Source organism: Allobosea sp. 47.2.35, assembly GCF_024655635.1.
Lineage (GTDB): Bacteria > Pseudomonadota > Alphaproteobacteria > Rhizobiales > Beijerinckiaceae > Allobosea.
Map to the genome: position 1 here is coordinate 79,240 of NZ_JANLGI010000004.1, position 24,489 is coordinate 103,728.

At 67.2% G+C, this 24,489-nt stretch carries 29 protein-coding genes; 11 read left to right on the forward strand and 18 right to left on the reverse strand.

Features of this window, described 5'->3' with window-relative positions; translation table 11 throughout:
- Position 1 precedes the first annotated feature (1 nt).
- Positions 2-814, reverse strand: coding sequence for a dienelactone hydrolase family protein (locus NUV79_RS07365; protein WP_257732425.1), 813 nt, complete (start codon positions 812-814; stop codon positions 2-4).
- Positions 815-924: 110 nt separating this feature from the next.
- On the opposite strand from NUV79_RS07365, the gene NUV79_RS07370 reads away from it, so the two are divergent.
- Complete coding sequence (locus NUV79_RS07370; protein WP_257732426.1) at positions 925-1,146, forward strand: DUF2093 domain-containing protein; 222 nt, start codon at positions 925-927, stop codon at positions 1,144-1,146.
- A gap of 7 nt (positions 1,147-1,153) precedes the next feature.
- Here NUV79_RS07370 and lpxK read toward each other — a convergent pair whose 3' ends face one another.
- The 5 genes from lpxK to NUV79_RS07395 form a co-directional block, all read right to left on the reverse strand.
- Positions 1,154-2,158, reverse strand: coding sequence for a tetraacyldisaccharide 4'-kinase (gene lpxK, locus NUV79_RS07375; protein ID WP_257732427.1), 1,005 nt, complete (start codon positions 2,156-2,158; stop codon positions 1,154-1,156).
- The gene (locus NUV79_RS07380; protein ID WP_257732428.1) at positions 2,158-3,462 is read right to left on the reverse strand and encodes a 3-deoxy-D-manno-octulosonic acid transferase; all 1,305 of its coding nucleotides are present in this window, start codon (positions 3,460-3,462) and stop codon (positions 2,158-2,160) included. Before NUV79_RS07380 ends, lpxK begins: the two co-directional genes overlap by 1 nt.
- Positions 3,459-4,196, reverse strand: a complete 738-nt coding sequence (locus NUV79_RS07385; protein ID WP_257732429.1) for a lysophospholipid acyltransferase family protein — start codon at positions 4,194-4,196, stop codon at positions 3,459-3,461. Before NUV79_RS07385 ends, NUV79_RS07380 begins: the two co-directional genes overlap by 4 nt.
- Positions 4,197-4,225: 29 nt before the next feature.
- Positions 4,226-4,468, reverse strand: coding sequence for a DUF4170 domain-containing protein (locus NUV79_RS07390; protein ID WP_257732430.1), 243 nt, complete (start codon positions 4,466-4,468; stop codon positions 4,226-4,228).
- Between the two features lie 89 nt (positions 4,469-4,557).
- Positions 4,558-5,385, reverse strand: a complete 828-nt coding sequence (locus NUV79_RS07395; RefSeq protein WP_257732431.1) for a 3'(2'),5'-bisphosphate nucleotidase CysQ — start codon at positions 5,383-5,385, stop codon at positions 4,558-4,560.
- 249 nt (positions 5,386-5,634) lie between these two features.
- Between NUV79_RS07395 and NUV79_RS07400 the strand changes: the two genes are divergently transcribed.
- Positions 5,635-6,156 carry a DUF6101 family protein gene (locus NUV79_RS07400; protein ID WP_257732432.1) on the forward strand — a complete coding sequence of 174 codons (522 nt, stop codon included), beginning with the start codon at positions 5,635-5,637 and terminating at the stop codon, positions 6,154-6,156.
- Between the two features lie 3 nt (positions 6,157-6,159).
- Here NUV79_RS07400 and ubiA read toward each other — a convergent pair whose 3' ends face one another.
- Together ubiA and NUV79_RS07410 are read right to left on the reverse strand one after the other, a co-directional pair.
- Entirely contained in the window at positions 6,160-7,113 is a 954-nt protein-coding gene (gene ubiA / locus NUV79_RS07405; RefSeq protein WP_257732433.1) for a 4-hydroxybenzoate octaprenyltransferase, read from the reverse strand.
- A gap of 44 nt (positions 7,114-7,157) precedes the next feature.
- Positions 7,158-7,625, reverse strand: a complete 468-nt coding sequence (locus tag NUV79_RS07410) for a hypothetical protein (protein WP_257732434.1) — start codon at positions 7,623-7,625, stop codon at positions 7,158-7,160.
- A 206-nt stretch (positions 7,626-7,831) separates the two neighbouring features.
- On the opposite strand from NUV79_RS07410, the gene NUV79_RS07415 reads away from it, so the two are divergent.
- From NUV79_RS07415 to NUV79_RS07425, 3 genes are all read left to right on the forward strand, one after another.
- Positions 7,832-8,578 (forward strand): 16S rRNA (uracil(1498)-N(3))-methyltransferase, encoded by a 747-nt coding sequence (locus tag NUV79_RS07415; RefSeq protein WP_257732435.1) that lies wholly within the window; start codon positions 7,832-7,834, stop codon positions 8,576-8,578.
- 171 nt (positions 8,579-8,749) lie between these two features.
- Positions 8,750-10,129, forward strand: coding sequence for a glutamate--cysteine ligase (locus tag NUV79_RS07420; RefSeq protein WP_257732436.1), 1,380 nt, complete (start codon positions 8,750-8,752; stop codon positions 10,127-10,129).
- Positions 10,130-10,232: 103 nt separating this feature from the next.
- Positions 10,233-10,412, forward strand: coding sequence for a Flp family type IVb pilin (locus tag NUV79_RS07425; protein WP_257732437.1), 180 nt, complete (start codon positions 10,233-10,235; stop codon positions 10,410-10,412).
- A gap of 9 nt (positions 10,413-10,421) precedes the next feature.
- On the opposite strand, the gene NUV79_RS07430 is transcribed toward NUV79_RS07425, so the two are convergent.
- Positions 10,422-11,303, reverse strand: coding sequence for a LysR substrate-binding domain-containing protein (locus NUV79_RS07430; RefSeq protein ID WP_047580398.1), 882 nt, complete (start codon positions 11,301-11,303; stop codon positions 10,422-10,424).
- 179 nt (positions 11,304-11,482) lie between these two features.
- Here NUV79_RS07430 and NUV79_RS07435 point away from each other — a divergent pair, with 179 nt between their 5' ends.
- Entirely contained in the window at positions 11,483-11,845 is a 363-nt protein-coding gene (locus NUV79_RS07435) for a DUF1127 domain-containing protein (protein ID WP_257732438.1), read from the forward strand.
- Positions 11,846-11,931: 86 nt separating this feature from the next.
- Here the strand turns inward: NUV79_RS07435 and NUV79_RS07440 are convergent, their stop codons facing one another.
- The 3 genes from NUV79_RS07440 to NUV79_RS07450 are packed head-to-tail and all read right to left on the reverse strand — an operon-like array spanning position 11,932 to position 16,126.
- Positions 11,932-12,822 (reverse strand): DUF937 domain-containing protein, encoded by an 891-nt coding sequence (locus NUV79_RS07440; RefSeq protein ID WP_257732439.1) that lies wholly within the window; start codon positions 12,820-12,822, stop codon positions 11,932-11,934.
- Between the two features lie 35 nt (positions 12,823-12,857).
- Positions 12,858-14,264, reverse strand: a complete 1,407-nt coding sequence (locus NUV79_RS07445; protein ID WP_257732440.1) for an MATE family efflux transporter — start codon at positions 14,262-14,264, stop codon at positions 12,858-12,860.
- Entirely contained in the window at positions 14,261-16,126 is a 1,866-nt protein-coding gene (locus NUV79_RS07450) for a monovalent cation:proton antiporter-2 (CPA2) family protein (protein WP_257732441.1), read from the reverse strand. The genes NUV79_RS07445 and NUV79_RS07450 overlap by 4 nt, the downstream gene beginning before the upstream one ends.
- Positions 16,127-16,325: 199 nt before the next feature.
- Between NUV79_RS07450 and ispH the strand changes: the two genes are divergently transcribed.
- The 3 genes from ispH to rnhA all read left to right on the forward strand — a co-directional run bounded on the left by ispH (position 16,326) and on the right by rnhA (position 18,840).
- On the forward strand, positions 16,326-17,297 hold the full coding sequence (gene ispH, locus NUV79_RS07455) for a 4-hydroxy-3-methylbut-2-enyl diphosphate reductase (RefSeq protein WP_257732442.1): 972 nt from the start codon (positions 16,326-16,328) through the stop codon (positions 17,295-17,297).
- Positions 17,298-17,318: 21 nt separating this feature from the next.
- Positions 17,319-18,284 (forward strand): homoserine kinase, encoded by a 966-nt coding sequence (locus NUV79_RS07460; protein WP_257732443.1) that lies wholly within the window; start codon positions 17,319-17,321, stop codon positions 18,282-18,284.
- Positions 18,285-18,393: 109 nt separating this feature from the next.
- Positions 18,394-18,840, forward strand: a complete 447-nt coding sequence (gene rnhA / locus NUV79_RS07465) for a ribonuclease HI (protein WP_257732444.1) — start codon at positions 18,394-18,396, stop codon at positions 18,838-18,840.
- On the opposite strand, the gene NUV79_RS07470 is transcribed toward rnhA, so the two are convergent.
- Positions 18,824-19,435, reverse strand: a complete 612-nt coding sequence (locus NUV79_RS07470) for a TetR/AcrR family transcriptional regulator (protein WP_257732445.1) — start codon at positions 19,433-19,435, stop codon at positions 18,824-18,826. The two genes, rnhA and NUV79_RS07470, sit on opposite strands and share 17 nt — an antisense overlap.
- 88 nt (positions 19,436-19,523) lie before the next feature.
- On the opposite strand from NUV79_RS07470, the gene NUV79_RS07475 reads away from it, so the two are divergent.
- The gene (locus tag NUV79_RS07475) at positions 19,524-20,042 is read left to right on the forward strand and encodes an anthrone oxygenase family protein (RefSeq protein WP_257732446.1); all 519 of its coding nucleotides are present in this window, start codon (positions 19,524-19,526) and stop codon (positions 20,040-20,042) included.
- Here NUV79_RS07475 and NUV79_RS07480 read toward each other — a convergent pair.
- From NUV79_RS07480 to NUV79_RS07500, 5 genes are all read right to left on the reverse strand, one after another.
- Positions 20,039-20,821: a GNAT family N-acetyltransferase gene (locus NUV79_RS07480; RefSeq protein ID WP_257732447.1), complete on the reverse strand. Its 783-nt coding sequence runs from the start codon at positions 20,819-20,821 to the stop codon at positions 20,039-20,041. The genes NUV79_RS07475 and NUV79_RS07480 overlap by 4 nt on opposite strands.
- A 20-nt stretch (positions 20,822-20,841) precedes the next feature.
- Positions 20,842-21,291: a GNAT family N-acetyltransferase gene (locus tag NUV79_RS07485; protein ID WP_257732448.1), complete on the reverse strand. Its 450-nt coding sequence runs from the start codon at positions 21,289-21,291 to the stop codon at positions 20,842-20,844.
- 73 nt (positions 21,292-21,364) lie between these two features.
- Positions 21,365-21,595 (reverse strand): hypothetical protein, encoded by a 231-nt coding sequence (locus NUV79_RS07490; RefSeq protein ID WP_257732449.1) that lies wholly within the window; start codon positions 21,593-21,595, stop codon positions 21,365-21,367.
- Positions 21,596-22,081: 486 nt separating this feature from the next.
- Complete coding sequence (locus NUV79_RS07495; protein ID WP_257732450.1) at positions 22,082-22,567, reverse strand: peroxiredoxin; 486 nt, start codon at positions 22,565-22,567, stop codon at positions 22,082-22,084.
- Positions 22,568-22,620: 53 nt separating this feature from the next.
- The gene (locus tag NUV79_RS07500) at positions 22,621-23,484 is read right to left on the reverse strand and encodes a protein-disulfide reductase DsbD domain-containing protein (protein ID WP_257732451.1); all 864 of its coding nucleotides are present in this window, start codon (positions 23,482-23,484) and stop codon (positions 22,621-22,623) included.
- A gap of 249 nt (positions 23,485-23,733) precedes the next feature.
- Between NUV79_RS07500 and NUV79_RS07505 the strand changes: the two genes are divergently transcribed.
- Positions 23,734-24,354 carry a YqgE/AlgH family protein gene (locus NUV79_RS07505; RefSeq protein ID WP_257732452.1) on the forward strand — a complete coding sequence of 207 codons (621 nt, stop codon included), beginning with the start codon at positions 23,734-23,736 and terminating at the stop codon, positions 24,352-24,354.
- Positions 24,355-24,489 lie beyond the last annotated feature (135 nt).

Consider the following 24,489-nt stretch of genomic DNA (forward strand, 5'->3'; position numbering starts at 1 on the left):
TTCAGGGGCCGGTCAGGAAGGCCTTGACCCGCTTCAGCGCGTCCTCGCGTGCCGCCATATTGGTGCCGACCGTGGCCTTGCCGGTGCCGCTGGCAGAATAGGCGATGTTGTCGCGCTCCTTCACCTCAAGGCGCGGGTGGTCGAAATCATGCAGCGCGCCGGGATAGAGCACGAGCCCGACCTGCTCGCCGCGCGCCTGCGCCGCCTTGGCGAGATGGCTGCAGGGTGCGGCCGGGGTCCAGTCGTCGGCCTCGCCGATCAGGATCAGCAGCGGAATGCGGGCGGAGAAGCTCGGCGATTCCGACTGGCTCCGGCAGGCCGGGTAGAAGGCGGCGGCGCGCTTGAAATCGGGCATGCCGTCGGCGGGAATGCGCTCCTTGCGGATCGCGGTCAGCACGGTCAGGCCGCCGCTCGACCAGCCGAGGAGGGCAATCGAGTCAGGCTTGATGTTGCCGCGCTGCTGCAGCCAGCTCCGCGCGGCCATCGCATCGGCGACGCGTTCCCGGTTGGCCCGGACGGTCAGGTCCTTCACGCCGCATTGCGAGCCGAGCCCGCGCGAGCCGTAGCTGTCCGGCATCAGCACGGCGAAGCCGGCGGCGGCCAAGCGCTCGCCCCAATCGGCGTGCCGGAGCGAAAGCTGGCCTTGCTCGCGCCACAAGCCGCCGCAACCATGCAGCGCGACGACAGCCGGAAACGGCCCCTGGCCGGCCGGCAGATAGAACACCCCGGTCAGCGTTCCCTGGTCGGTCTCGATGGCCACGCGTTCGTAGCCACCGGCACGGGCTGCCGGTGCTGCGAGCAGCGCAAGACTCATCAGGCACGCCATGAGGCGCAGGAGACTGGACATCGCCGACCAGAAGGTTATCACAAACCCCGGAGTATCCCGGCTTTCCGTTTCCCGATCAATGATTTGATGCAATTTTGATGAATATCAGCGAGCGCCTTCCGCCTCATGGCCCTGAAGCTGTCGTCGATTACGGCCCCGGCGAGTTCCGCGTGGTCAAGCCCGGCGCTTTCGTGCGCTGCGCCGTGACCGGCGCGCCGATCCGCCTCGACGATCTCCGCTACTGGTCGATCGAGTGGCAGGAAGCTTATTCCTCGTCGGAAGCCGCGCTTTTGAGACTGCGCCGCGCCGGCCGCGCCTGACGAAATCTCAGCTCGCCTTGCCGACGCCGGCGAGCAACCCGCTGATCCCGGCTGGCTCTGCGAAGACCAGCGAGACCGGCACAACGACCAGCCGTTCACGCGCATCCTCGGGCCAGAGCGGCGCGAGCTTGGTCCAGTCCTTCTCGGTCGTCGCGACAAGCGCTGAACGCTCCCGGGCACTTGCGAGCGCAGCTGCAATATCGCTTTCCGCGTAAGCGTGGTGATCGCCATGGGCCAGCTCGGCTGCGACGATCGCCCCCGCACCCCGCAGCGTGGTCGCGAATTTTTCCGGCCGCCCGATCCCTGACAGCGCCACGACTTTTCGTCCGCGCAAGCGCTCGACGGCGGCATCGGCAGGCTTGAGCACGGCCGCGAGAACCGGCTTCTGCGCCGCCCGCGCGGCGGCGGCAACGCGCTGGCCTGCGTCCCCCGGTCCGATCACGATGACGGCGTCAGTTTCGGCCATCTGCTCCGCAAGCGGCGCGCGCAGGGGGCCGGCCGGCAGGCAAAGCCCGTTGCCGGCGCCGCTGGCTCCATCCACCACCGCGAGCCTGAGATGCTTGACCAGCGATGGGTTCTGCAACCCGTCATCCATCACGACGATGCTGGCCCCTAGGCCGCGCGCCAGCCTCGCGCCGGCCACGCGGTCGCGGGCGATGACAGTGCGGGCATGGCGGGCCATCAGCAGCGGCTCGTCGCCGACATCGGTGGCGCGATGCCGGTCCGGATCGACCTCGACCGGCCCCGTGAGCCGCCCGCCATAGCCGCGCATCAGCACGAAGGGTTTTTCGCCGCGCTCTTCCAGCAGGCGGGCTATGGCGATCGCCGTCGGCGTCTTGCCTGCGCCGCCGGCGATGAAATTGCCGACGCAGATGACCGGAACACCGGCTTCGGTTCCGGGCCGCTGCATCCGCCGCAGCGTGATCCGGCCGTAGATGAAACCCAGCGGCTGGAGCAGCCGGGCAAGCAGCGTGGGTCTCTCCCGCCACCAGAAGCGCGGGGCACGCAACATCAGGGCGCGCTCTCGCGCTGGCCGATCGCGACCCGCATCAGCAGGGGCTCGATCGCATGGAGAGTGCGGTTCAGGGCGCCACCGAGCTCGGTTGCGGTCTGCGCGGCGGCGCGCGCCGCCTGCCGGGCTTCGGCCGGGTTGTTCAGCCAGCGATGGACCGCGCCGGCCAGCGCCTGCGCATCGGCGACCTCGCGCGAGCCACCGCCGCGGTCGAAGGCGGCGAAGATCTCGGCGGCGTTATGGACATGCGGCCCGTGCAGCAGCGCGCAGCCGAGCTTCGCCGGCTCGATCGGATTGTGCCCGCCGATGCCCTCGACCAGAGAGCCGCCGAGGAAGGCGACCTGCGACAAACGGTAAAACAGCCCGAGCTCGTTGACGGTGTCGGCGACATAGAGATCGACATCGCGCTCGGGGCTGGCACCGGCGGCGCGGCGCGAGACCGCGACGTCGTTGGCCTCGGCGAGAGCCTCGATCTCCGGGCCGCGCTGCGGGTGGCGCGGCGCGATGATCGTCAGCAGCTTCGGCAGATAGGGCTTGATCGCGAGATGGGCGGCGAGCACCAGCTCATCCTCGCCGGGATGGGTGCTGGCTGCGATCCAGACCGGGCGGCCCGTCGTCTGGCCGTCGAGGATCGCGAGCGTGTCGGGGTCGGCGGGTGGAGCCGGCACGTCGAATTTCAGGTTGCCGCTGACGCTGACGCGCGGCGCGCCGAGCTGAGCCAGCCGCTCGGCATCGCCTTGCGATTGCGCCAGGCAGGCCTCGAAGCAGGAGAGCAGGAAGCGCGAGGTCTTCGGCATCTTGTACCAGCGCGCGAAGGAGCGCTCCGACATGCGGCCATTGACCATCACGACGGGGATGTCGCGGCGCTGCGCCTCGATCAGCAGGTTCGGCCAAATCTCGGATTCGCAGATCAGGCAGAGATCTGGCCGCCAATGATCCATGAAGCGGCGCATGTAGCGGGCCACGTCCAGCGGGATGTACTGATGGATCACGCCGCCCGGCAGGCGCGCCGCCATCAGCTTGGCCGAGGTGACGGTGCCGGAGGTCACCAGCACCGCGAAGCCGCGCTTCTGCAGTTTCGCGATCAGCGGCAGCAGGGTCACGGTCTCGCCGACGCTGGCGCCGTGCAGCCAGACCAGCTGCTTGTTCGGCCGCTTGACGCTGGCGTGCCCGCGCCGCTCGGCGAGGCGCGTGGCATCCTCCTTGCCGCGCCGCTGGCGCCAAAGCAGGAGCCCGGCCGCAGCCGGCTCCAGCAGGGAGGTTGCATAGCGATAGCTGCGGAGGATCGCGCCCTTGCCGCTCATGCGGGCGCCCCGACAGCCAGCTGCTTCTCGCGCAGGCCGGCGCCCGGATCGCGGCTGCCGACCAGCGCATAACCGCGGGCATGGACGTCGTCGAGGCTGGCCTGAAGCGCGAGCCGCGCCGCCTCCTGCGTCGCCTCGTCGGCGTCGCGCGCGACCAGGATCGGCTCGCCGACGACGATGGCGCAGCGCCCGAAGGGCAGGCCGATCGAGGCCCGGTCCCAGCTGTTGAAGTCGATGCGCCGGCTCGTCACCACGGCAACCGCACGGATCGGCCGGCCGGAGGCGCGGGCCAGCGCGATGATGCCGGGACCGACGATGCGGGCCCGCTTCGGGATGTCTGCGGTGAGCACCATGGTGTCGCCTGCGGCGAGGCGCCGAACCATGGCGAGGAAGGCGCTGGCGCCGCCCTTCTCGCGGATTTTCTTGCCGAGGGCCCCCGAGCCGCGGATCGCGCCGATGCCGAGTTCGCGCAGCGCCACCGCATTGAAGCCGCCGTCGCCATGACGCGAGACCAGCGAGCAGGCCGGCATCCAGTCCGGCCGGGCGAAGGGGATCATGATGTGCTGGCCGTGCCACATCGCGAAGATCAGCGGCAGGTCCGGCCGGACATGGTCGTAGATATCGGTGGGCTCGAAGACGATCCGGTTCGTGCGCTGCACGAGGCGCAGGTAGCCGGCCAGCATCCGGCCGAGCGTTTCCTGCGCCACGCGCGTCTTGAGGATCGAAAAACCCATAGGTCCTGTCGTTCTAAGCCCGTCGGGGCTCAGCTCTTGGCGGTCTCGGGGTCGAGCAGCCGGTGGAGATGCACGATGAAATAGCGCGTCTGCGCCTGGTCGACCGTCTGCTGGGCCTTGGCCTTCCAGGCTGTGTGGGCGGTGGCATAGTTCGGGAAGACGCCGACGATGTCGAGCTTCGCCAGGTCCTTGAAGGTGATGCCGTCGAGCGAGGCGAGCTCGCCGCCAAGCACGAGGTGAAGGAGTTGCTTCTGTTCCGGTTCCGCGCTCATCGAACTCTCCTGCAGGGGCCGTTTCGCCCCCATAAGCCATCCCGGCGGCCCATGCGAGCGGGCCGCGCCGGAAGCGTTGAAAAAAATGGTCAGGCGGGCTGCGTCCGTCCGTCGCGCAGCCGTTCGATCGCGGCTTGCAGCGGCACGGCGAGCTTGCCGTTGCTGGCCGCGAGCATGCCATGGACCGGCACTTCGCGATTGTAAGCGACAGGCCGGCCCTCGCCGTCGGTGAGCCGCCCGCCGGCCTCGCTCAGCACGAGATCGGCCGCCGCCAGGTCCCAGTCGCGGGCATCGGGCGAGATCAGGCCGGCATCGATCGTGCCGTCGGCGATGCGCGTGAGCCGCAGCGCCAGCGATGGAATGCGGCCGGCGGCCTCGAAGCTCTCGAACTGTGCGAGCGCATCGAGCATCGGCTTGGGCCCGGCGATGCGGGCTCCGGTCAGGGTTTCCACGGAAGAGGCTCTGATGGTTTCACCATTGAGCGTCGCACCGCCGCCGGCGAGTGCGCGATAGGTCGCGTTGCAGGCCGGCGCATGGACGATGCCGAGGACGGGCGCGCCCTGGTCGAGCAGGGCGACGCAGACGGCCCAGTCCGGCGAGCCCTGCATGAAGGCGCGCGTGCCGTCGATCGGGTCGACGACCCAGACGTAGCGATGCGAGAGACGCTGCGCGTCGTCGACCGTCTCCTCGGAAAGCCAGGCGGCCTCGGGCAACAGTTCCGACAATCGAATCCGCAGGAAGGTGTCGACGCCGATATCGGCTTCGGTGACGGGCGATCCGCCGCTCTTGGACCAGGTTCGCGCTGCCGTCGCCGCGCCCGGCCGGAACAGCTCCAGGGCGATCGTGCCGGCTTCGAGGCAGCTTTCGCCGACGGCCTTCAGCAGCTCGGCCGCGATCGGTAGCGTGGTGGCGTTCATGGCTTTCCTATCGGCCGTCAAAGTCGCTGTTTCAAGCCGAAAATGCGGCCGTGGATCGAAAGATTCCGTCAAGCATCCGGCTGGAAACCGCTCGTTTCGGGTCGGATCGCGGCGGAAACACCTTCCTTTAACCCAACCCCTTAAGCGCTCGGACACGGCTGGCGGCCATCCTCTCAGGGCAAGCACGAGAGCCCCGGCATCGACAGAGGGCTCCGTTGCAGCAGGGATTACAGAGAGGCGTTACAACCGATGGCCAGCGTCACGCCGGCCGCCGGAGAGAGCGGTTTTGTGCCTGTTCTCTCCGGCGGTCCGACAACCACAGCGATCGTTTCCCGCAACCCGATGCCGGCTCGGCCGGTCGCTCCGGCGATCGAGCGTGTCGGCTCCGTGCGGATCCTGCGCGGCGGCGCGAACTGGCGCGGCGTCGCGCTGCGTCTGGCCAACCCGGCCGGCGATGACGAGCGTTTCGAGCTGGCCCTGACCGCTGGTGACGGCCGTTCCATCGTGGTGGCCTCAGCCGATCAGGAGGATGCGGTCGCGCTCTGGCGGGATTTCGGCCGGACCAGCGGCTTGCCGCTGCTGCTCGAAGCCGCCGATGGCGTGGTGACCGAGCCATATCCACAACTCGGCCGCGTCGCGCTGGGAGCGGTTCGTATCCGCCGCCGTCACGGCTTGCTCAATGGCCGCCGCCCGCGCTTCCTGACCCGTCGCAAGACCGGGCGCCTCGCCGAACTGCCGGTGATCGTCAGCGGCGACCGGATGACAGACTGATCCTCAGAACAGCGAACGACTCATCGCATCGAGCGCGAGCCCGGCCGCCAGAAGCAGGCCGGCATCGCGGTTCGATCGGAAAATCCTGAGGGCTTCGGGCGCCGTCGCGCCGTTGATGCGCGTCACTTGCCGTCCGAGATGCACGGCGAAGGCGGCAAAGCCGAGCCAGGCGACCGGGCCACCCCCGACCAGCCAGATAGCGATGCCCGTGAGCACAGCCGCCAGCGCAAAGCACAGTGCCACCGCTTCGCGCGTATGATCGCCGAAATAGCGTGCGCTCGAACGGATGCCGGCGATGACATCGTCTTCCAGATCCTGCATCGCATAGATCGTGTCGTAGCCGACCGTCCAGGCGATGGAGGCTGCGTAGATCAGGTAGGCCGGTGCATCGAGCCGTCCGAAAACGGCGCTCCAGCCCATCAGCCCGCCCCATGAGAAGGCGAGCCCCAGCACGAATTGCGGCATGTTCGTGACCCGCTTCATGAACGGGTAAATCGCGACGATGACGAGCGAGGCGATGCCGAGGATGATCGTGAAGCTGTTGAACTGCAGCAGTACGATGAAGCCGAGGAGCGCCTGCGCGACCATGAACAGTGCGGCGGCCTTCGCCGTCACCTGCCCGGATGGCAGTGGCCGGCCGCGTGTGCGCGCGACCTCCGCGTCGAGCTTGCGGTCGATGATATCGTTGAAGGTGCAGCCCGCGCCGCGCATCAGCACGGCGCCGACGAAGAAGAGCAGGCAGTGCCAGGGATTGGGATAGGGCTGGCCGGCTGCGATGGCGGCAAGGCCGGCGGCCCACCAGCAGGGCATCAGCAGCAGCCACCAGCCGATCGGTCGCTCGATACGGGCGAGCTTCAGGAATGGCCTTGTGGTCCGGGGTGCCCGCGTATCGACCCAGTGCCCCTTGAGCGCATCGGGCAGAGGTGCGTCGGGGAGGGGCGCGTCGCCCCCGGGCATGGCCCCTGCGGGTGTCGGTTCAGGCATGGCGCCGGGGGCGCCGGTCAGAGCGCGCCTTGCGGCACGCGCATGCCGCCGCCGACGCCGCCGGTGATGGAATCGGCGCCGCCGAACGGATTGGCGCCTTGCGCTTGCTGCTGGGCGCGGCGCTGCATCGCGGCCTGCTGCTTCACGGCGTTGCAGGCCTGGGCGCGGAAGCCGGTCACCTTCTTGTTGTCGGCCTGCATGCCTTCGATGAAGGTCGCCGGAATCTGGCACCAGTCCTGGTTGGCGGTGGCGAACTTGATCGCGGCATCGCCATTATTGACGAGACGGCCGAAGGCGCTGCAGGCTTCCTGCGGCGTCATCTTCTGCTTGGCCTTCTGCGCGGCCGAAAGGCGCGCGACGATCGACTGGCGCTCGGAGAGCAGCTTCTGAATCTGCTCGCAGCCCGAGACCTGCGCGTTTGCGGGAGCAGCCGCCAGGAACGGGGCCACGGCAAGGCCGAGCACCGCGATTGCGCCTGAAGCCATCCAACGCCGCATGGTTTCCTTACTCCAGATTGCCGGCCTCCCCGGCCGATCCTTCGATACGTCCTTAACAGCAGGCGCTGTTAACGCCAACGACTCTTGCGAGTCCATGGGTGGCCTTTTGGGAACGGATCGCTACTAGAAGGACATTGTGGCGTTTTTCGTAGCGTTCTCGACGATATCACAGCTTTCCGGAGGCGCTTGCGCCCATGTCCGCTCCCGATTTCGCCCGGCACCGGCTCTTCATCGATCAGCCCTTTGGCCCGGCTGCGATTCTCCCGCTCGAACGCGAGCAGGCCAATTATCTGCTCAATGTCCTGCGTCTGCGGGTCGAGGGCACCATCCTCGTCTTCAACGGGCGCGACGGCGAATGGCTGGCGCGCCTCGTGCCGGAAGGCCGCAAGCAGGCAAGCCTCGAACTGGTTCGACAGACGAAGCCGCAGCCTCCGGCCTCCGACCTGCACTACCTGTTCGCACCGCTGAAACATGCCCGGCTCGACTACATGGCGCAGAAGGCGGTCGAGATGGGGGCGGGCGTGCTTCAGCCCGTGCTGACCCGGCGTACCCAGGTCTCCCGACTCAACCTCGACCGGATGCGCGCCAATGCCGTCGAGGCGGCCGAGCAATGCGGCATCCTTTGCCTGCCGGGGATCGAGCCGGAACGCTCCCTCGAAGCCGCGCTCGCGGCGCTGGCGCCGGAGCGGCTGCTGGTCTTCTGCGACGAGGGCATGGCGGAGGCGAGCCCGCTTTCGGCCCTGGGTGCGTGCAAGCCTGCGCCGCTTGCCGTCCTGATCGGCCCTGAAGGCGGCTTCGACGAAGCCGAGAGGCAATTGATCCGGTCGCGGCCCAACACGCTGCCGATCTCGCTCGGTCCGCGCATTCTGCGGGCGGATACGGCCGCGGTGGCGGCGCTCGCTCTGGTGCAGGCCGCTCTCGGCGACTGGCCGCGGGCCTGACAATCAGGGCGGCGAGACCTGCCGCCAGCGCCGGTCGCCTTTGCGCGAATGCACGATACCGGTCGTTGTCGAGCGCCCGGCGCTCGCCTATGTCTGTGCATCCTCTTCCGGCTTCCTCCGCGCGCTCAGTGCCGGGGGCCGGTCGTCCTGACTTAATCTGCCGGAGCGCCCATGGCTCGCGACGTGTCCGATTCGACCCCGATCGGTTCCAAGGCCGAACTGATTGCGTGGATCGCCGCCGGCGAGAAACCGGTCTCGTCCTTCCGGATCGGCACCGAGCACGAGAAATTCCCGTTCTATCGGAGCGACCTCGCGCCTGTTCCCTATGAGGGGCGCGCTGGCGCCGGCGGTATCCGCGCGCTGCTGGAAGGCATGCAGCAGCGGCTCGGCTGGGAGCCGATCGTCGATGCCGGCCATATCATCGGCCTGGCCGGGCCGGATGGCGGTGGGGCGATCTCGCTGGAGCCCGGCGGTCAGTTCGAGCTGTCCGGCGCGCCGCTGGCGACGCTGCATGAGACGGAGGCCGAGCTTCTGGCCCATCTCGCCGATGTGAAGGCCGTCGCTGCCCCGCATGATATCGGCTTCGCCGGCCTTGGTGCCTCGCCGCTCTGGACCCGCACCGAGACGCCGGTCATGCCGAAGGGTCGCTACAAGATCATGGCGAACTACATGCCGAAGGTCGGCACGATGGGCCTCGACATGATGTTCCGGACCTGCACCGTGCAGGTCAATCTCGACTTCGCCAGCGAGACGGACATGGTCCGCAAGCTCCGGGTCTCGCTGGCATTGCAGCCGCTCTCCACCGCCCTGTTCGCCTCCTCGCCTTTCCTGGAGCGCAAGCTCAACGGCTTCCAGTCGATGCGCTCGGAAATCTGGCGCGACACCGACAAGGCCCGCTCCGGCATGCTGGCCTTCGCCTTCGACGAAGGCATGTCCTATGAGGGCTATGTCGACTGGGCGCTCGACGTCCCCATGTACTTCGTCAAGCGCGGCGACACCTATCATGACGTCGCGGGCGCCTCCTTCCGCGATCTGCTGGCCGGCCGCCTGCCGCAATTGCCGGGCGAGAAGGCGACCATGTCCGACTGGGCCAATCATCTCTCGACGCTGTTCCCCGAGGTCCGGCTCAAGCGCTTCCTCGAGATGCGCGGCTGCGATGCCGGGCCGGCCGACATGCTGGCTGCGATGCCGGCCTTCTGGGTCGGCCTGCTCTACGATACCACCTCGCTCGATGCGGCCTGGGATCTCGTCAAGGGCTGGAACGCCGAGGAGCGGCAGGCGTTGCGCGATGCGGTGCCGGCGCAAGGGCTTGCGGCTGCGATCGGTGGGCGCAAGCTCGCGGAGATCGCTGCCGAGGTCGTGGAACTGTCGCGCGCGGGCCTTGCGCGCAGGGCCTTCAAGAACGGCGCCGGGCAGGACGAGACCCGTTTCCTGGCGCCTTTGCAAGGCATTCTGGAGTGTGGCCAGAATCTCGCGCAGGTGCTGGAGGCGCGCTATCGTGATGCTTGGCAGGGCAAGGTCGAGCCCGTCATGACCGAAATGGCGCTCTGAAACGGCCCGCGATCCCCTCGCTTCCACGCGATAATCGCCATTTCGGGCGGATTGCAGCGTCGGAATTAACGAGTTGGATGAAGCTTGCCGTTAATCTGCCGGCATGGAGCGGATCAGACAGAGCTTCCTTGAGTTTGTTCGTGACGAGCGCGGTGCGACCGTGATCGAGTACGGCCTCGTCGCCGTCATCATCTCGATCACGATCATCACCTCGGTCACCTTTTACGGCGCCCGGGTCAATTCCTTCCTGATGGCCGCAGCCAGCGGCATCAAGATGCCCTGAGCCGCTTTTCTATTCTGCCGCCGTCTTGAAGCTCGCCAGGTTGTCCAGGCTCTGGATGATGTGCTCGGCCAGCGCGTTCGACAGAACCGAGGGATCGAAGCGGGTGCGCAGCAGCCCGATCTTGCATGACGGCAAGGTTGCGAAGCCTTCCGAGGGCCCCAGGATGCGCATGCCCGGTCTGACCGCGCTCTCCGGCAGCACCGAGATCGCGAGCCCAGCCAGCACCGCCGCGCCGACGGCCGTGGAATTCCAGCTCGCATAGAGCACGCGGAAGCGCCGCCCCTTCGATTCCAGCGCATCGACCGCGGCCTGCCGCCAGTTGCAGGTCGGCCGCCCCAGCGCGAGCGGCAGCGGGTCCTCCTCATGCACGCTATGGCGCGCCGAGGTGACCCAGAGCAGCGGCTCGATGCGGATGATCTCGCCCTGGCCGCGGCTTTCGACATGGGTGATGATCGCGAGGTCGATATCGCCGGTCGCGATCCGCTCCGCCAGCATCGGGGTCGGCTCGCAGACCACGGTGACCTCGGCGCGCGGATTCGAATGGGCGAAGCGCGCCAGGATTTCCGGCAGGTAGCGATCGGCATAGTCGTCAGGCACGCCGAGACGGATGCGGCCCTTGAGATCGGCATCGGCGAAGGATGCCACGCATTCGAGATTGAGGCGCACGATCCGGCGGGCATAGTCGAGCAGGCGCTCGCCATCCTCGGTCAGCTTGGCATGGCGCCCGTCACGGCCGAACAGGGGCCGCCCGACGCGCTCCTCAAGCCGCTTCATCTGCATGGAAACGGCCGATTGCGTCTTGAAGACGATCTCCGCGGCGCGGGTGAAGGAACCGGTATCGGCGATGGCGACGAAGGTCTTGAGCTGATCGGCGTCGAGCACATGAGCCATTGGCGATCCCCGTCCACTGTCCATCAATATCAGTGTTGCGAGACATCATAACCATTCGTTTGGCTGATGGCCAGAGCTTCGCTAGGGTCTGGATGCACTCCGAAATTTCCCGTCAATGGCGCGTCCGGGCGGGGCGGAGAGGCAAAGATCAACGTTCCGCACCGCCAAAGGAGGCCGTCATGCTGCTCATGACCATTACCGCGAAGTCGCTCTCGTCCGTTTCGGCCGGCGTCACGCGTGTTGCCACCATCGCCGCTGCCGGAACGATTCAACTCGTGCGCGCGCTCGCCCATCGTCGTGAGGTGATGCGGCTGGGTGCCGAGCTCGACGAGCGCGGACTCAAGGATATCGGCCTCGTGCGTTCGGATATCGACGGCGCGCTGGCGACGTCCTGGCTTGACGATCCCTCGACCGTCCTGGCTGAGCGCTCGCGCACGTCGTCGAACCTCGCCGCCGCGCGGCGCGAGCATGCCCTGCGCCATGCCGGCGCCGCGCCGATGCTGGCCGGCAAGGCCGATATCACGGTTGCACGCTGCGCCTGACCCCTTGGCGACAGCGTCCCTGCGGGCGGGAGCTTCGTGCTTCCGCCCCTTTTTCTTGCGCTCAACACATCGAAAGTTGAAATGCCTCAGCGGCGGCCCTGTCCGCCGCCGAGCATGGCGTCGAGGATCGATTTCAGCGCGTTCTGATGATCGTCCTGGATCTGGCGGCCGTGCTCGAACATCTGGTTGAGGGCGTCGAGCCCGATCGAGCCCGGCCCGTTGGCCGAGGATGAGGGTGCCGTCTCCTCCGGCTCGGGCTCGGGCGCACGCCGCGGCGCGCTGCGTGGACGGGGAGCGGGCTCCGGCTCCGGTTGCTGCGGTGCTAAGCCGCCAAACATGCCGCCGAGAATCTGGCCGAGCGCGCCGCCGAACGGATCGGAAGGGGAGGCCTGCGGGGTAGGCTGCGGCTGGCCGCCGGCCTGGCCGAACATGCCCTTGAGGATCGCCTCGAACGGATTGGCCGGCATCTGGGGCTGCTGCGGCGGCGCCGGCTGCATGCCGGGCATCTGGCCGCGCATCATTTCGGCGAACTGGCCGAGGATGCCGCCCAGCCCCTCGTTGCTCGATGTCTTCGACAGGCCGCCCATTAGCATCGCGGCGATGACCGGCAGCATCTGCTTGAGGATGGCTTGCGAAACGCCGCTGGTCGCGGCCGCCTGCGCCGCGATCGCCTGGCTGACCTCGCGCGAGCCGAAGAGCTGGCTGAGCACGTCGTTGCCGGCGGTCTGCGCACCGGCCGGAATGCCGTAGCCGCCGGCCTCGAAGAAGCGGGCATAGGGCGAGGCCGTCATCATCTGCGCCAGCGAGCCGAAGGCGTAGGGGTCGCGGGTCTGCCGCTGCAGCCCCATCGAGAAGGCCGGCAGCAGGGCATCGAGCGCGGCCTGCGTCTGCTGCAGGCTCAGTCCGTATTGCTGGGCGAGGTTAGGCAGCGCCTGGCCGTGCTGGGCCGATTGCATGATATCGAACAGGTTCATCATGGACGCTTCTCCCCGGCCGGCCCCTGGTTCCAGCTCTAGGGCGACGATAGCAGGGTGTCCTTGCCTGGCAAATCTGTTGCCGCTTGCCGCTGCGCGGCCCGGCGCTCCAGCCGGGTGATGCCGCGATAGGCGAAGATCAGCGCCAGCACGCCGAAGGCGACGGCGCCGAGCGCCGAGCCCGCCATCGCGCCCTTCGGTCCGGCGAGATGCGCTCCGAGGATGGCCAGCGGCACGGTGCCCAGCGTGGCGCGGCCCCAGCTGAACAGCGTCGACATGAACGGCATGCCGAGGTTGTTGAAGGCGGCATTGGCGACGAAGAGCATGCCGACGAAAATCCACATCGGCCCGGCGATCAGGCAGAAGAACAGAACCAGCTCGGCCGTCAGCCCCGTCGCATGGAAGGCGGAGACGAGGACGTCGCGGAAGGCGAAGAGCAGCGCCCAGGAGACGAGGACGCAGCCACCGGCGAAGATCGCCGAATCGGTCAGGCCCCGGCGCATACGGTCGAAGCGCCCGGCACCCCAGTTCTGGCCGAGGATCGGCCCGACCGAGCCTGACAGCGCGAACAGCACACCGAAGGCGACGGGCACGAGCCGGTCCACGATCGCGAGCGCCGCGATCGCCGCATCGCCGAAACGGGCTATGACGCTGGCGAAGACTGCGTTGGCGATCGGGTTCGAGAGATTGGTCAGGATCGCCGGCCCCGCGATCGCGAAGGTCCGGGCGGCATCCTGCCGGATGAAGGACAGGCGCGGGCGGTCGATCATGTCATGCACCACCACGCAGCCATGGAAGCCGATGGCGATGATGATGATACGCGCCAGCACGATCGCGATGGCGGCGCCGTCCGGCCCGAGCCCGAAGCCGAAGATCAGCAGCGGGTCGAGCCCCGCCGTCGCGATGCCGCCGCCGAGTGTCACGAACATCGCGCGCCTGGCGTCGCCGACCGCGCGCAGGATGCCGGAGAGGCCCATGCCGATCGCCATCAGGGCGTTCGATGGCAGCACGATGTGGAGGAAGGAGAGGGCGACCGCATGCGACTGGTCGCGCGCACCGAGCAGGCTGAGCAGCTTCGGCAGGAAGGGCAGCACTGCGAGCGAGATGACGAGCGCCACGAGCGCCGACAGGACCATGGTTGAGGCCGCGATGCGTCGTGCGGCAGGGCGGTCGCCCGCACCGATGCTGCGTGAGGTCAGCGCGGTGACGGCGATCATCAGCCCGACATTCACCGAGATCATCAGGTAGAGCACGATCGTGGCGAAGCCGACGCCGGCCGTCGCCTCCGGCCGCCCGAGCCAGGAGACGTAGAGCAGCGAAAGCAGGTCGACCACGAAGACCGCCATCAGGCCGACCGAACTCGTCGCGGTCATCACCGCGACATGGCGCATCAGCGGTCCCTCGAGGAAGACGGCCTGTGCCGGCCGCGCCGCAGCCTCGCTCATCGCTCGGGCTCGCCGACGCCGCCGACCGCGACCTCTGCTCCGCCATCCTCGATGACCTGCCGCGTCTCCGGCGTGAGCGGCTTCGACTTGGCCTTGGGCGGCACGAGCGGCTCCGGCGTGACGCGCGGCACGCGGTTGATCGCGGCGGCGAGCCCTTCGTGGAACTGAATCTCCATGCGCTGCGCGTCGCGGTCGCGGACATGGTCGATCACGAGATCGGCCTCGTCGCGGGTCAGGCCCAGCGTCTCCAGGGTGACGCGGCCGAAGCCCAGCGCCGATTCGAAGGTCTCGCGCATCTGGAAGTCGACATTCGCCTTCATCAGCTCGATCGCATGGATGCGGTCATAGGCCCGCACATGCAGCCGCACGCTCGGGAACTCGGCCTTGACCATCTCGACGATCCGGAGCGCCGCCTGCCTGTCGTCGACGCAGATGCAGATGACGCGGGCCTTGCCGGCGCCGGCCGCGCGCAGCACGTCGAGCCGCGTGCCGTCGCCGTAATAGATCTTGAAGCCGAACTGCGCGGCCGAGCGGATGCGCTCGACATCGGAATCGATGACGGTGACATCGATATGCTGGAGCAGCAGCGCCTGCGTCACGATCTGGCCGAAACGGCCGAAGCCGATCACCATCACCGGGCTGTCGCCGGCGCCCTCATAGTCCTCGTCCATCGTCGCGGGCGTGATGCGGGCGAGCAGTGCCGCATCGATCAGCTTGGCGACGACGGGACCGAGCAGCATGCTGATCGCCGCGAGCGCGGTGACCATCGCCGATTGCTGGGCCGTGAGCAGCCCGTTCGCGAGGCCCAGCGGCAGCAGCACGAAGGCGAATTCGCCAGCCGGCGAGAGCAGGGCGCCGGCCCGCACCGCCTCGAGCCAGGACGAGCAGGACAGCCGCAGGATCGAGGTCACCACCGCGATCTTGAACAGAACCAGCAGCGGCGCGGCGAGCGCCAGCAGCAGCCAGTTATCGGCGACGAGCTTGAGGTCGAGCGACATGCCGACCGCCATGAAGAACAGGCCGAGCAGCACGCCGCGGAACGGCTCGATATCGGCTTCCAGCTCATGCCGGAAATGCGAATCGGCCAGCATCACGCCGGCGAGGAAAGCGCCCATCGCCATCGAGAGCCCGACATGCTCCATCAGGAGCGCGGCGCCGAGAACGATCAGCAGCGCAGCCGCCGTCATCACATCCTTGGCGCCGGTATGGGCGAGGATGCGGAAGAACGGGTTCATCACATAGCGCCCGGCCAGCACGATCAGCACCAGCGCGAAGAGCGCGATGCCGAGACTCGCCAGCGCCATCATCGGGCTGCCGGTTTCCTTGCCGCCCGTGGTCGCGAGCAGCGGCAGCAGTGCCAGCACGGGCGCGATCGCCATGTCCTGGAACAGCAGGATCGAGAAGGTGCGCCGGCCATAGGTCTCGTTGCCGTCGCCGCGCTCCTCCAGCAATTGCAGCGCGATCGAAGTGGCCGAGAGGGCGAGCGCGACGCCGACCGCGACGGCGCCCGCCGCAGACAGGCCGAAATACCAGCCGGTCAGCCCGATGCCGCCGGCGCTGAGCGCCATCTGCGCGAGGCCGGAGCCGAGAATGTCCTTGCGCATCGAGTAGAGCCGCGACGGCTGCAATTCGAGGCCGACGAGGAAGAGCAGCAGCACGACGCCGATCTCGGCCGTACCGCGGATCGTGTCGGGATCCTTGATCACGCCGAGGATCGAGGGGCCGATGACGATGCCGGCCGCGAGATAACCCAGCACCGCCGACTGGCCGAGCTTGCGGAACAGGGGTACGGCGATCACCGCCCCCGCGCAGAAGGTCAGGATCGGCGGAAGATAGCTGGCATGCGAGGCGGCGTCGGCCATGCGGAACTCGGGGCTTTTGGAACGGGCTTGGCGGTCCGGCGCGACGCGCGGCGTGGCGGGCCGTGTTTCTATCTAGGCTTTCGACGGCGATCCTGCGAGAGGCAATCGGCATGGCGGTCCAGCCTGCGCCGCTTCGCTTCCTTGACATCGCCCCGATCCCGCCGAAAGAAGACGCGGACTGTTGGAGAACTCTTCGCGCGTGACCAAGCCGCCGCTCGACATCCTGCTTTGCGCCCCGCGTGGTTTCTGCGCCGGGGTCGTGCGCGCCATCGACGCTGTCGAGAAGGCGCTGAAGCTGCATGGCGCGCCGGTCTATGTCCGCCACGAGATCGTCCACAACAAATACGTCGTCGAATCCCTGAAGCGGAAGGGTGCGGTCTTCGTCGCCGAGCTCGACGAGGTGCCGGACGAGACGCGCCCCGTGATCTTCTCGGCCCATGGCGTCGCCAAGGCGGTGCCGGCGGCCGCGAAGGCGCGCAACCTCTTCGCCATCGACGCGACCTGCCCGCTGGTCACCAAGGTCCATCGCGAGGCCGAGGTCCACCACAAGCGCGGCCGTCATATCCTGCTCGTCGGCCATGCCGGCCATCCCGAGGTCATCGGCACGATGGGCCAGCTCCCCGAGGGCGCGATCACGCTGATCGAGACGCTGGACGACGTCGCGACGCTTGAAGCGCCGGAAGGCCAGCCGCTCGCCTATGTCACCCAGACCACGCTCTCGGTCGACGACACCCGCGAGATCGTCGATGCGCTGCAGGCCCGCTTCCCGGAGCTGATCGCCCCGCACAAGGAAGACATCTGCTACGCCACGACCAACCGCCAGGAGGCGGTGAAGCGCGTCGCGCCGCTGGTCGAGGGGCTGATCGTCGTCGGCTCGCCCAATTCCTCGAACTCGCAGCGCCTGCGCGAGGTCGCCGAGCGCGCCGGCTGCCCGGTCGCGCGGCTCGTGCTGCGCACCGACGAGATCGACTGGTCGGTCTTCGGCAATATCCGCAGCCTCGGCATCACCGCCGGTGCGAGCGCGCCCGAGGTGCTGGTCGAGGAGATCATCGACGCCTTCGCCGCGCGCTACGAGGTCCGCGTCGAGACCGTCTCGACCGCCGACGAGAACGTCTTCTTCCCGCTGCCGCGCGAATTGCGCGGCGAGGCGACGCCGGACGCGGCGGAATAATCTCAGCAGAAGAGTGCAAGCGTGGCCGTCTATACCGAAGTGCCCGATGACGAGTTGGCTGCCTTCGTGGCGCGCTATGGCATCGGCGATCTCCTCTCCGTCAAGGGCATCGCCGAGGGCGTCTCGAACTCGAATTTCCTGCTGCACACGACCAAGGCCTTCTACATCCTGACCCTCTATGAGGAGCGGGTGGACGAGACCGAGCTGCCCTTCTTCATCGGGCTGATGGACCATCTCGCCCGGCGCGGCCTGATCTGCCCGGTCCCCTTGCGCATGGATGATGGTGCGGCCGTCGGCCGGCTGGCCGGCCGTCCGGCGGCGATCGTCTCTTTCCTCGACGGCCTGTCCGTCCGGCGTCCGAACGTGACCCATTGCGCGGAGCTCGGACGCGGGCTTGCCCAGCTGCACGAAGCCGGTGCCGATTTCGGCATGGAGCGGGTCAATTCGCTGTCGGTCCCGGGCTGGCGTCCGCTGGCCGAGCAGGCCGGTGCGGCGGCCGATACGGTCTCGCCCGGGCTGGCCCGGCGCGTCATGGCGGAGGTCGAGGTTCATGAGCGCTCGTGGCCGCAGGACCTGCCGCGCGGCGTGATCCATGCCGATCTCTTTCCGAACAATGTCTTCTTCATCAAGGACAGGCTGTCCGGCCTGATCGACTTCTATTTCGCCTGCACCGATGCCTTCGCCTATGATCTCGCGATCTGCCTGAACTCCTGGTGCTTCGAGGCCGATGCCTCGTTCAACCTCACGAAGGGGCAGGCGCTGCTCGCTGGCTACGAGAGCGTGCGCCCGCTGACGGCGGCGGAGGTCGAGGCGTTGCCGCAGCTCTGCCGCGGCTCGGCCCTGCGCTTCCTGGTGACGCGACTGGTCGACTGGCTGAACGTGCCGCCGGGCGCCCTGGTCAAGCCGCTCGATCCGCTCGAATACGACCGCAGGCTCGTCTTTCACCAGCGCATCGCTGACGCCCGCGAATACGGGCTGAAGCGATGAGCGGCGATACGGTCGAAGTCTGGACGGATGGTGCCTGCTCGGGAAACCCTGGCCCGGGCGCGTTTTGGGCTCGCCCCATTCGCGCAGCTAAAAACAGCCGGGGCCTGTCATGAGCGATACGGTCGAAGTCTGGACGGACGGCGCTTGCTCGGGCAACCCGGGCCCCGGCGGCTGGGGCGCGATCCTGACCTTCAACGGCGTCGAGAAGGAGCTCTCCGGCGGCGAAGCTCAGACCACCAATAACCGCATGGAATTGATGGCGGCGATTGCAGCGTTGGAGGCGCTGAAGCGCCCCGTCACGGTCGCGCTCCACACCGACAGCCAGTATCTGCGGCAGGGCATCACCGGCTGGATCCATGGCTGGAAGAAAAACGGCTGGAAGACGGCCGACCGCAAGCCGGTCAAGAACGCCGAACTCTGGCAGCGCCTCGAAGCCGCGCTCGGCCGCCACAAGATCGAGTGGAAATGGGTCAAGGGCCATGCCGGCGACGAGATGAACGAGCGCGCCGATGCGCTGGCGCGAGCAGGGATGGCGCCGTTCAAACCAGGGCGCTAGGTCCACAGAGCTTTCGGAAGGCCGAGAGCGCGCTGGCGACCCGTACACCGATTTCCACCTCGCTGGGCTGTTCCAGCGCGCGGGTGACGCGCCTGATCTGTTGATCACCGATCAGAAGGCAGAGGAACCACTCTGTCGCTACGCGCGCTGACGGGGCATCCCGCCCGCCGGTCGCCATCCCGCCCGCGATCAGCGTTTCGATCAGCGGAAAAACGGCGCTGCGGCCCGCCAGATTGATCGCCGCGCCCAGCTCCCCTGTCTCGTCGGAAGCGGCCGCCCGGTTCAGCAGGATCGCCTTCTCGCCGAGGAGCATCGAAAGCAGGATCGGAGCGATCCTCTCCAGCGTGGCGATAGCGTCCGCCCCATCTTCGATCGCCGCCCGCAACATGTCGGCGGTTGCCTGCGCATTCCGCTCGACCATCGCGGTAAGCAGCCCACGCTTGTTGCCGTACCAGCGATAGAGCGTCTCGTTCGAGGCCTTCGCTTCCTTCGCGATCGCCAGCATCGACACGCCGCCATAGCCGCGGTCCCGGATGAGCCGATAGGCCACGGCCTCGATCTCGCGCTGGCGCTCCGCCTTGCTCTCGTCCCGCATCCCACGCTCCGTCGCATCTTGATTCAGTCCGTATCTATATGTACGGATAAATCAAGCGTACTGATGTGTACGGATTAAGGATGCCTCCATGCCCAACCTGCTCGTGATGCTGTCGACGGCGTCGATCCTGCTCTGCGGCGCGATCTTCGGCTTCTTCTACGCCTGGGTCTGCTCGACGATGTGGGGGCTGGATCAGGCCGATCCGCGCGTGGCCATCGCGGCGATACAGGCAATGAATGCGTCGGTGCGCAACATCACCTTCTTCCCGGCCTTCTTTCTCACCCCGGTGGCTTTGGCGCTGACGGCTCTCGCCCTATTCCTGTCCCGTCAGCGGCAGGCGGCGTGCTGGTTCATGGCTGCCGCCGTCATCTATGCGGTTTTTGGCCTCGCCCTCACGATGCTCGTCAATGTCCCGATGAATGAGGCGCTGGCGAAGGTCTCGCCTGTCCCGTCGGATATCGATGCGGCCCGGGACATCTGGGCCGGCTACTCCGGCCGCTGGCAGGTCTGGAATCAGGTCCGGACCGTTGCCTCCGGATTGGCGTTGACCTGCGCTGTCTTTGGATTGACGAAGCTGCAGCCAGCCGTACGGAAAGTCGCGAACTAACGCTCGTGCAGGTAATGCGTCAGTCGCAGAAGCGGTTTCATCGCGAGCGACTCCGCCAGCCGGATCGAGGCGATGTTGCCTTCATGGACCTGATAGCGGGCCAGCAGCCCGCGTCGCGCCAGTTCGGCGAGCGCGGCGCCGACCACGCGCGCGCCGAGGCCACGACCGCGCTGGTCGGGCCGCGTGACCACGCCGCCGATCTCCCAGACGCTGCCATAGCTCTCGAAGGCGAGGCAGACGGAGAGCGGCTCATCGCTTGAGCCGATCACGCATGTGAAGGCGCGCCCGCCCGCCAGCAGCGGCGAGAGCCAATCCCGCTCGTGATCCTGCGTACGATAGAGCGCGTACATCGCATCCGCGGCGCTGTCCGCGACGAAGGCGCCATCATGATCGGCAACGCGCTCTGGCGACGTGAATGACAGGAAGCTGGTCTTGCGCACGAGCGGATAGCGTCGGTGGAGGACATCGTGCTCGGTCGGGCTGCTGAGCTTGAAGAGGATGCCGCCATCAGCCGGCAACTCGCTCAGCAGCATATCCGTCAGTGCGGCGTCGTTGCTGCGGAGGATGGCGGCGTGTGCGGCTGTCGGATAGTTCTTGCGGTCATAGTCGCTGGCGGCGGTGTCGAGCAGGACGAGCGTCGCCGTGCCGGCCGGTGAGCATCGCTGAAATGCCCGTGCATGCTGCGGAAAGGCCACGAGATGCTTGAGCAGGACGACATTGCCGAGCGGATCGGCGCCGAGCCGCTCGATGATCTCATATCTGTCCCGGATCGCGATCACGGTCGCTCCGGCCGGGTCTCTCAGCCCAGCGGCTGGCGGTAGACGATGAAGCCGGACTTGTCGGCGACCTTGTCGTAGAGCGCCTGTCCCTGCAGGTTGGATTCATGCGTCTGCCAGTAGACGCGATAGCAGTTCTTCGCCCGTGCCATCTGGTTCACGGCCTCGATCAGCTTGCGGCCGACGCCCGTGCCGCGCGATTCCGGCACGGTGAACAGGTCCTGGAGGTAGCAGATCGGCTTCTCGCTCCAGGTCGTGCGGTGGAGCACCCAGTTGACCATGCCGAGCGGCTTGTCGCCCTGGAAGGCGAGGAAGCCGCCCATCGGCTCCTCGCCGCCGGTCAGGCGCCCGAAGGTGATCGCATCGATCTCGGGCGGCAGCGTCGCCTTGTAGAAGGTCAGGTAGCCATGCCAGAGCGGCGTCCACGCCTCCCTGTCGGTCGCGGCAAGCGGGCGAATGGTGATCTCGGCCATCGGTGTTCTCCTCCGGCCCGGAAGCTAGCTTTGGTTTTCCGGCTTGTCTCATGACAAGCGCAGATCGGATCGATCAGTTGAGTTGGTCTGACGCCAGGAAGCGCTCGACAGCGCTGGCACTCAAGGCCTGAGCGGGATTTTCTCTCCAAAGATCGAGGATGATGGCAGCCAGGCGGGCTCTCGCCCGTTTCTGCTGCTGGCCGCCGACGGTGTTGACGCTGTTCACCGCCATCCAGGCGGCGTCGAAAGCGCCAGCCAATTTTGCCAGCTCCGCAGGTTCGACAACAAAGCCTTGAAACGGCATGTCCTCCTCCATGTGCCGGAGAAGTGGAGCAGTTTAAGAGGCAGCGCACTCCCCGCAATGTCAAAAGCTAGGTCGGCTATCGACCCATAGCCGTCGTTTCGAGAATGTGCGACGTTGCTCGAATGTCCCGTTTCTGAGTTTCAGAGCCTTAGCATGCTGAAGATATTGCGAGCTCCGTTTCCCACACTGGTCATAATAATCGCTAGCTTTATTTCTAGCTTCGTCGCTCAAAGGGCGCACGATGAATTCGATTTAAGCGCCCTCGTGACAGCATGCCTAGCAACAGCAATGTTTGCGGGTCTCAGTCTGGCATATCTCGTTATTTCCAGAGGGAAATAATCACGCTCTGATCACACGGCGAGGCCTCGTCTAAGGGGCGTTGCGTCCGCTTCCGACCCTTTGTAGACATTTGTCCGATACGGCCAGCCAACAAAAAAGCCCGCGCAGTGTCTGCGCGGGCTCCGATCTCTCTCCGAGCGCTGAGGCTCAGAGCTTGGCGAGCATCGCCTCGGCGCCGGAGGCTTCCGCCTTGCCGGCGGCTTCCTCGACGCTGAGCACCTTCACGGTGCCGTCCTCGACCAGCATCGAGTAGCGCTGCGAGCGGGTGCCGAGGCCGAAGCCCGAGCCGTCCAGCGAGAGGCCGATCTCCTTGGCGAAATCGGCATTGCCGTCCGAGAGGAACTCGATCACGCCGGCGCCGCCGGTCGCCTTCGACCAGGCGTCCATGACGAAGACGTCGTTGGTGCTGGTGACCATGATGGCGTCGACGCCCTTCGCCTGGATCTCGGCCGCCTTCTCCAGATAGCCGGGCAGGTGGTTGCGATGGCAGGTCGGGGTGAAGGCGCCGGGCACGGCGAAGAGCACCACCTTCTTGCCGCTGAACAGGTCGTCGGTCGTGCGCGCGGCGGGGCCGTCGGCGGTCATGACGCGGAACGTCGCCTGGGGAAGCTTGTCACCCACCTTGATGGTCATGAGCCTGTCTCTCCGTGAAGCCTGCGGCCAGAGGGGCCGCCCGGCTTGAGGAATTAGGGCTTTGAGGCGGGGATGTCGAGGTCGAGCCGCGTCTCGATCGGCCGTGGCGTGCCGCGCATGGTGAAGATCAGCGGAACCGGGCCGGCCACGCCCTTCGGCCGCTCGTCGATCCGGATCTGGGCGAGGACGGTGCCGTCCGCCTGCGGCGTCAGGCGGGACTTGCCGAAGGACCACATGCCGGAGCCTTCGACGAAGATATCCTCGATCCTGCCGTCCGGCGGGGGCTGCAGGATGAGGCGCAGGCCAGGATCGACCACACTGTCGTCGGGCGCGGCTTCGACGATCGCGATCTTCTCCTTATGCACGCCGGGCTTGACCGGAACCGGCACGCGCGCCTCGAAGCTTTCGAGCCGTGGCGAGGCCACGGTGGTCACGCCGGGTTCGAGCCACAGGCTGGCCTCGCCCTTGGCGGGGATGCAGATCTTCTCGCAGACCGCATAGTCGAGCTTGAGCACGACGAGCACCGGCCGCGACGGATCGACGGGCTGGACCGAGATCGGGATCACGACCTCGCCGACATAGCCGATGGAATAGCCGGCCGAATCCTGGAAGCGCTCCGGCACGGGCCAGCGCACGTCAAGCCCGCCGATATTGGTCGAGCCCGACCAGTCGAAGGCCGGCGGCACACCGAACTGTCCGGGGCTGCGCCAATAGGTCTTGTAGCCCGGCGACATCACGATCTCGACGCCGACGCGCTGCTTGCCGGTCGAGGTGGTCGGTCCGGCGATCAGGCGCAGCTTCGCATGCTCGCTCGCGGACCATGGCGAGGTCGCGGCCTCGTGGGTGGCATCTTGCGCCTGCGCCATCGAATTAAGCGCCAGCGGCAGCAGGGCCAGCAGAGGGAGAATGCGGTTCACGGGCCCAGCCTTTAACGATTGCGAGCCTGAAAAGCGAACAAAACCTGTCTTCCTCCGCCGGTCGGCGCCTGTGCGATCTCACGGTAACTTCGCGCAGGATTGGGGCACAATCGCGATAGGGACGGCCGTGCGTTGCGCGGCGCGGCTGGTGCACGCGAACGTGATCGGGTCAGGGGGCAACCGCGAAGGCGCTCCTCGGCGTCATCGACCTTAGCCAAGCCTTGCCGACACTCCCCGAGAGCCTCTAGCATGAGCCTCATGAAAATCGGCTCACAATCGCGCGTCGGCGGCCGCTCCTATCTCGATGGGCAATGCCTGATCGCGATGCCGGGCATGGCCGATACACGTTTCAGCCGCAGCGTCGTCTATGTCTGCGCCCATTCCGAGGATGGGGCGATGGGCATCATCGTCAACAAGCCGGCGGGCGACACGAAATTCCCGGAGCTGCTCGTCCAGCTCGACGTGATTCCTTCCGAGGAGGTGATCCGCCTGCCGAGTCGGGCCGAGCGCATGCAGGTGCTGCGCGGCGGGCCGGTCGAGACCAAGCGCGGCTTCGTCCTGCATACGGCGGACTTCTTCCTGGAATCGGCGACGCTTCCTATCGACGAAGGCATCTGCCTCACCGCGACGCTCGATATCCTGCGCGCCATCGCCAATGGCGACGGACCGGAGAATGCGGTGCTGGCTTTGGGCTATGCCGGCTGGGCTGCGGGGCAACTGGAGGCCGAGATCCAGTCCAACGGCTGGCTGCATTGCGCCGCCGATCCTGAATTGCTCTTCGACGAGGGCATCGAGACCAAATACCAGCGCGCGCTCGGCAAGATCGGCATCGACCCGGCGTTCCTGTCGCGGGAGGCGGGGCACGCCTGAGAACTGCCCGTTGTCATTCCGGGGCTTCGCGAAGCGAAGAACCCGGAACCCACGACCGGGCGAGCCGCCAGCAACCGCGCATCAAATGTCTCACCCCGTCGTGGGTTCCGGGTTCGCGCCTGCGGCGCGCCCCGG

Coding starts and splice junctions, on each gene's coding strand:
- NUV79_RS07365 (WP_257732425.1), bottom strand. CDS start 814: ATGAGTCTTGCGCTGCTCGCAGCACCGGCAGCCCGTGCCGGTGGCTAC.
- NUV79_RS07370 (WP_257732426.1), top strand. CDS start 925: ATGAATATCAGCGAGCGCCTTCCGCCTCATGGCCCTGAAGCTGTCGTC.
- lpxK (WP_257732427.1), bottom strand. CDS start 2,158: ATGTTGCGTGCCCCGCGCTTCTGGTGGCGGGAGAGACCCACGCTGCTT.
- NUV79_RS07380 (WP_257732428.1), bottom strand. CDS start 3,462: ATGAGCGGCAAGGGCGCGATCCTCCGCAGCTATCGCTATGCAACCTCC.
- NUV79_RS07385 (WP_257732429.1), bottom strand. CDS start 4,196: ATGGGTTTTTCGATCCTCAAGACGCGCGTGGCGCAGGAAACGCTCGGC.
- NUV79_RS07390 (WP_257732430.1), bottom strand. CDS start 4,468: ATGAGCGCGGAACCGGAACAGAAGCAACTCCTTCACCTCGTGCTTGGC.
- NUV79_RS07395 (WP_257732431.1), bottom strand. CDS start 5,385: ATGAACGCCACCACGCTACCGATCGCGGCCGAGCTGCTGAAGGCCGTC.
- NUV79_RS07400 (WP_257732432.1), top strand. CDS start 5,635: ATGGCCAGCGTCACGCCGGCCGCCGGAGAGAGCGGTTTTGTGCCTGTT.
- ubiA (WP_257732433.1), bottom strand. CDS start 7,113: ATGCCCGGGGGCGACGCGCCCCTCCCCGACGCACCTCTGCCCGATGCG.
- NUV79_RS07410 (WP_257732434.1), bottom strand. CDS start 7,625: ATGGCTTCAGGCGCAATCGCGGTGCTCGGCCTTGCCGTGGCCCCGTTC.
- NUV79_RS07415 (WP_257732435.1), top strand. CDS start 7,832: ATGTCCGCTCCCGATTTCGCCCGGCACCGGCTCTTCATCGATCAGCCC.
- NUV79_RS07420 (WP_257732436.1), top strand. CDS start 8,750: ATGGCTCGCGACGTGTCCGATTCGACCCCGATCGGTTCCAAGGCCGAA.
- NUV79_RS07425 (WP_257732437.1), top strand. CDS start 10,233: ATGGAGCGGATCAGACAGAGCTTCCTTGAGTTTGTTCGTGACGAGCGC.
- NUV79_RS07430 (WP_047580398.1), bottom strand. CDS start 11,303: ATGGCTCATGTGCTCGACGCCGATCAGCTCAAGACCTTCGTCGCCATC.
- NUV79_RS07435 (WP_257732438.1), top strand. CDS start 11,483: ATGCTGCTCATGACCATTACCGCGAAGTCGCTCTCGTCCGTTTCGGCC.
- NUV79_RS07440 (WP_257732439.1), bottom strand. CDS start 12,822: ATGATGAACCTGTTCGATATCATGCAATCGGCCCAGCACGGCCAGGCG.
- NUV79_RS07445 (WP_257732440.1), bottom strand. CDS start 14,264: ATGAGCGAGGCTGCGGCGCGGCCGGCACAGGCCGTCTTCCTCGAGGGA.
- NUV79_RS07450 (WP_257732441.1), bottom strand. CDS start 16,126: ATGGCCGACGCCGCCTCGCATGCCAGCTATCTTCCGCCGATCCTGACC.
- rnhA (WP_257732444.1), top strand. CDS start 18,394: ATGAGCGATACGGTCGAAGTCTGGACGGACGGCGCTTGCTCGGGCAAC.
- NUV79_RS07470 (WP_257732445.1), bottom strand. CDS start 19,435: ATGCGGGACGAGAGCAAGGCGGAGCGCCAGCGCGAGATCGAGGCCGTG.
- NUV79_RS07475 (WP_257732446.1), top strand. CDS start 19,524: ATGCCCAACCTGCTCGTGATGCTGTCGACGGCGTCGATCCTGCTCTGC.
- NUV79_RS07485 (WP_257732448.1), bottom strand. CDS start 21,291: ATGGCCGAGATCACCATTCGCCCGCTTGCCGCGACCGACAGGGAGGCG.
- NUV79_RS07490 (WP_257732449.1), bottom strand. CDS start 21,595: ATGCCGTTTCAAGGCTTTGTTGTCGAACCTGCGGAGCTGGCAAAATTG.
- NUV79_RS07495 (WP_257732450.1), bottom strand. CDS start 22,567: ATGACCATCAAGGTGGGTGACAAGCTTCCCCAGGCGACGTTCCGCGTC.
- NUV79_RS07505 (WP_257732452.1), top strand. CDS start 23,734: ATGAGCCTCATGAAAATCGGCTCACAATCGCGCGTCGGCGGCCGCTCC.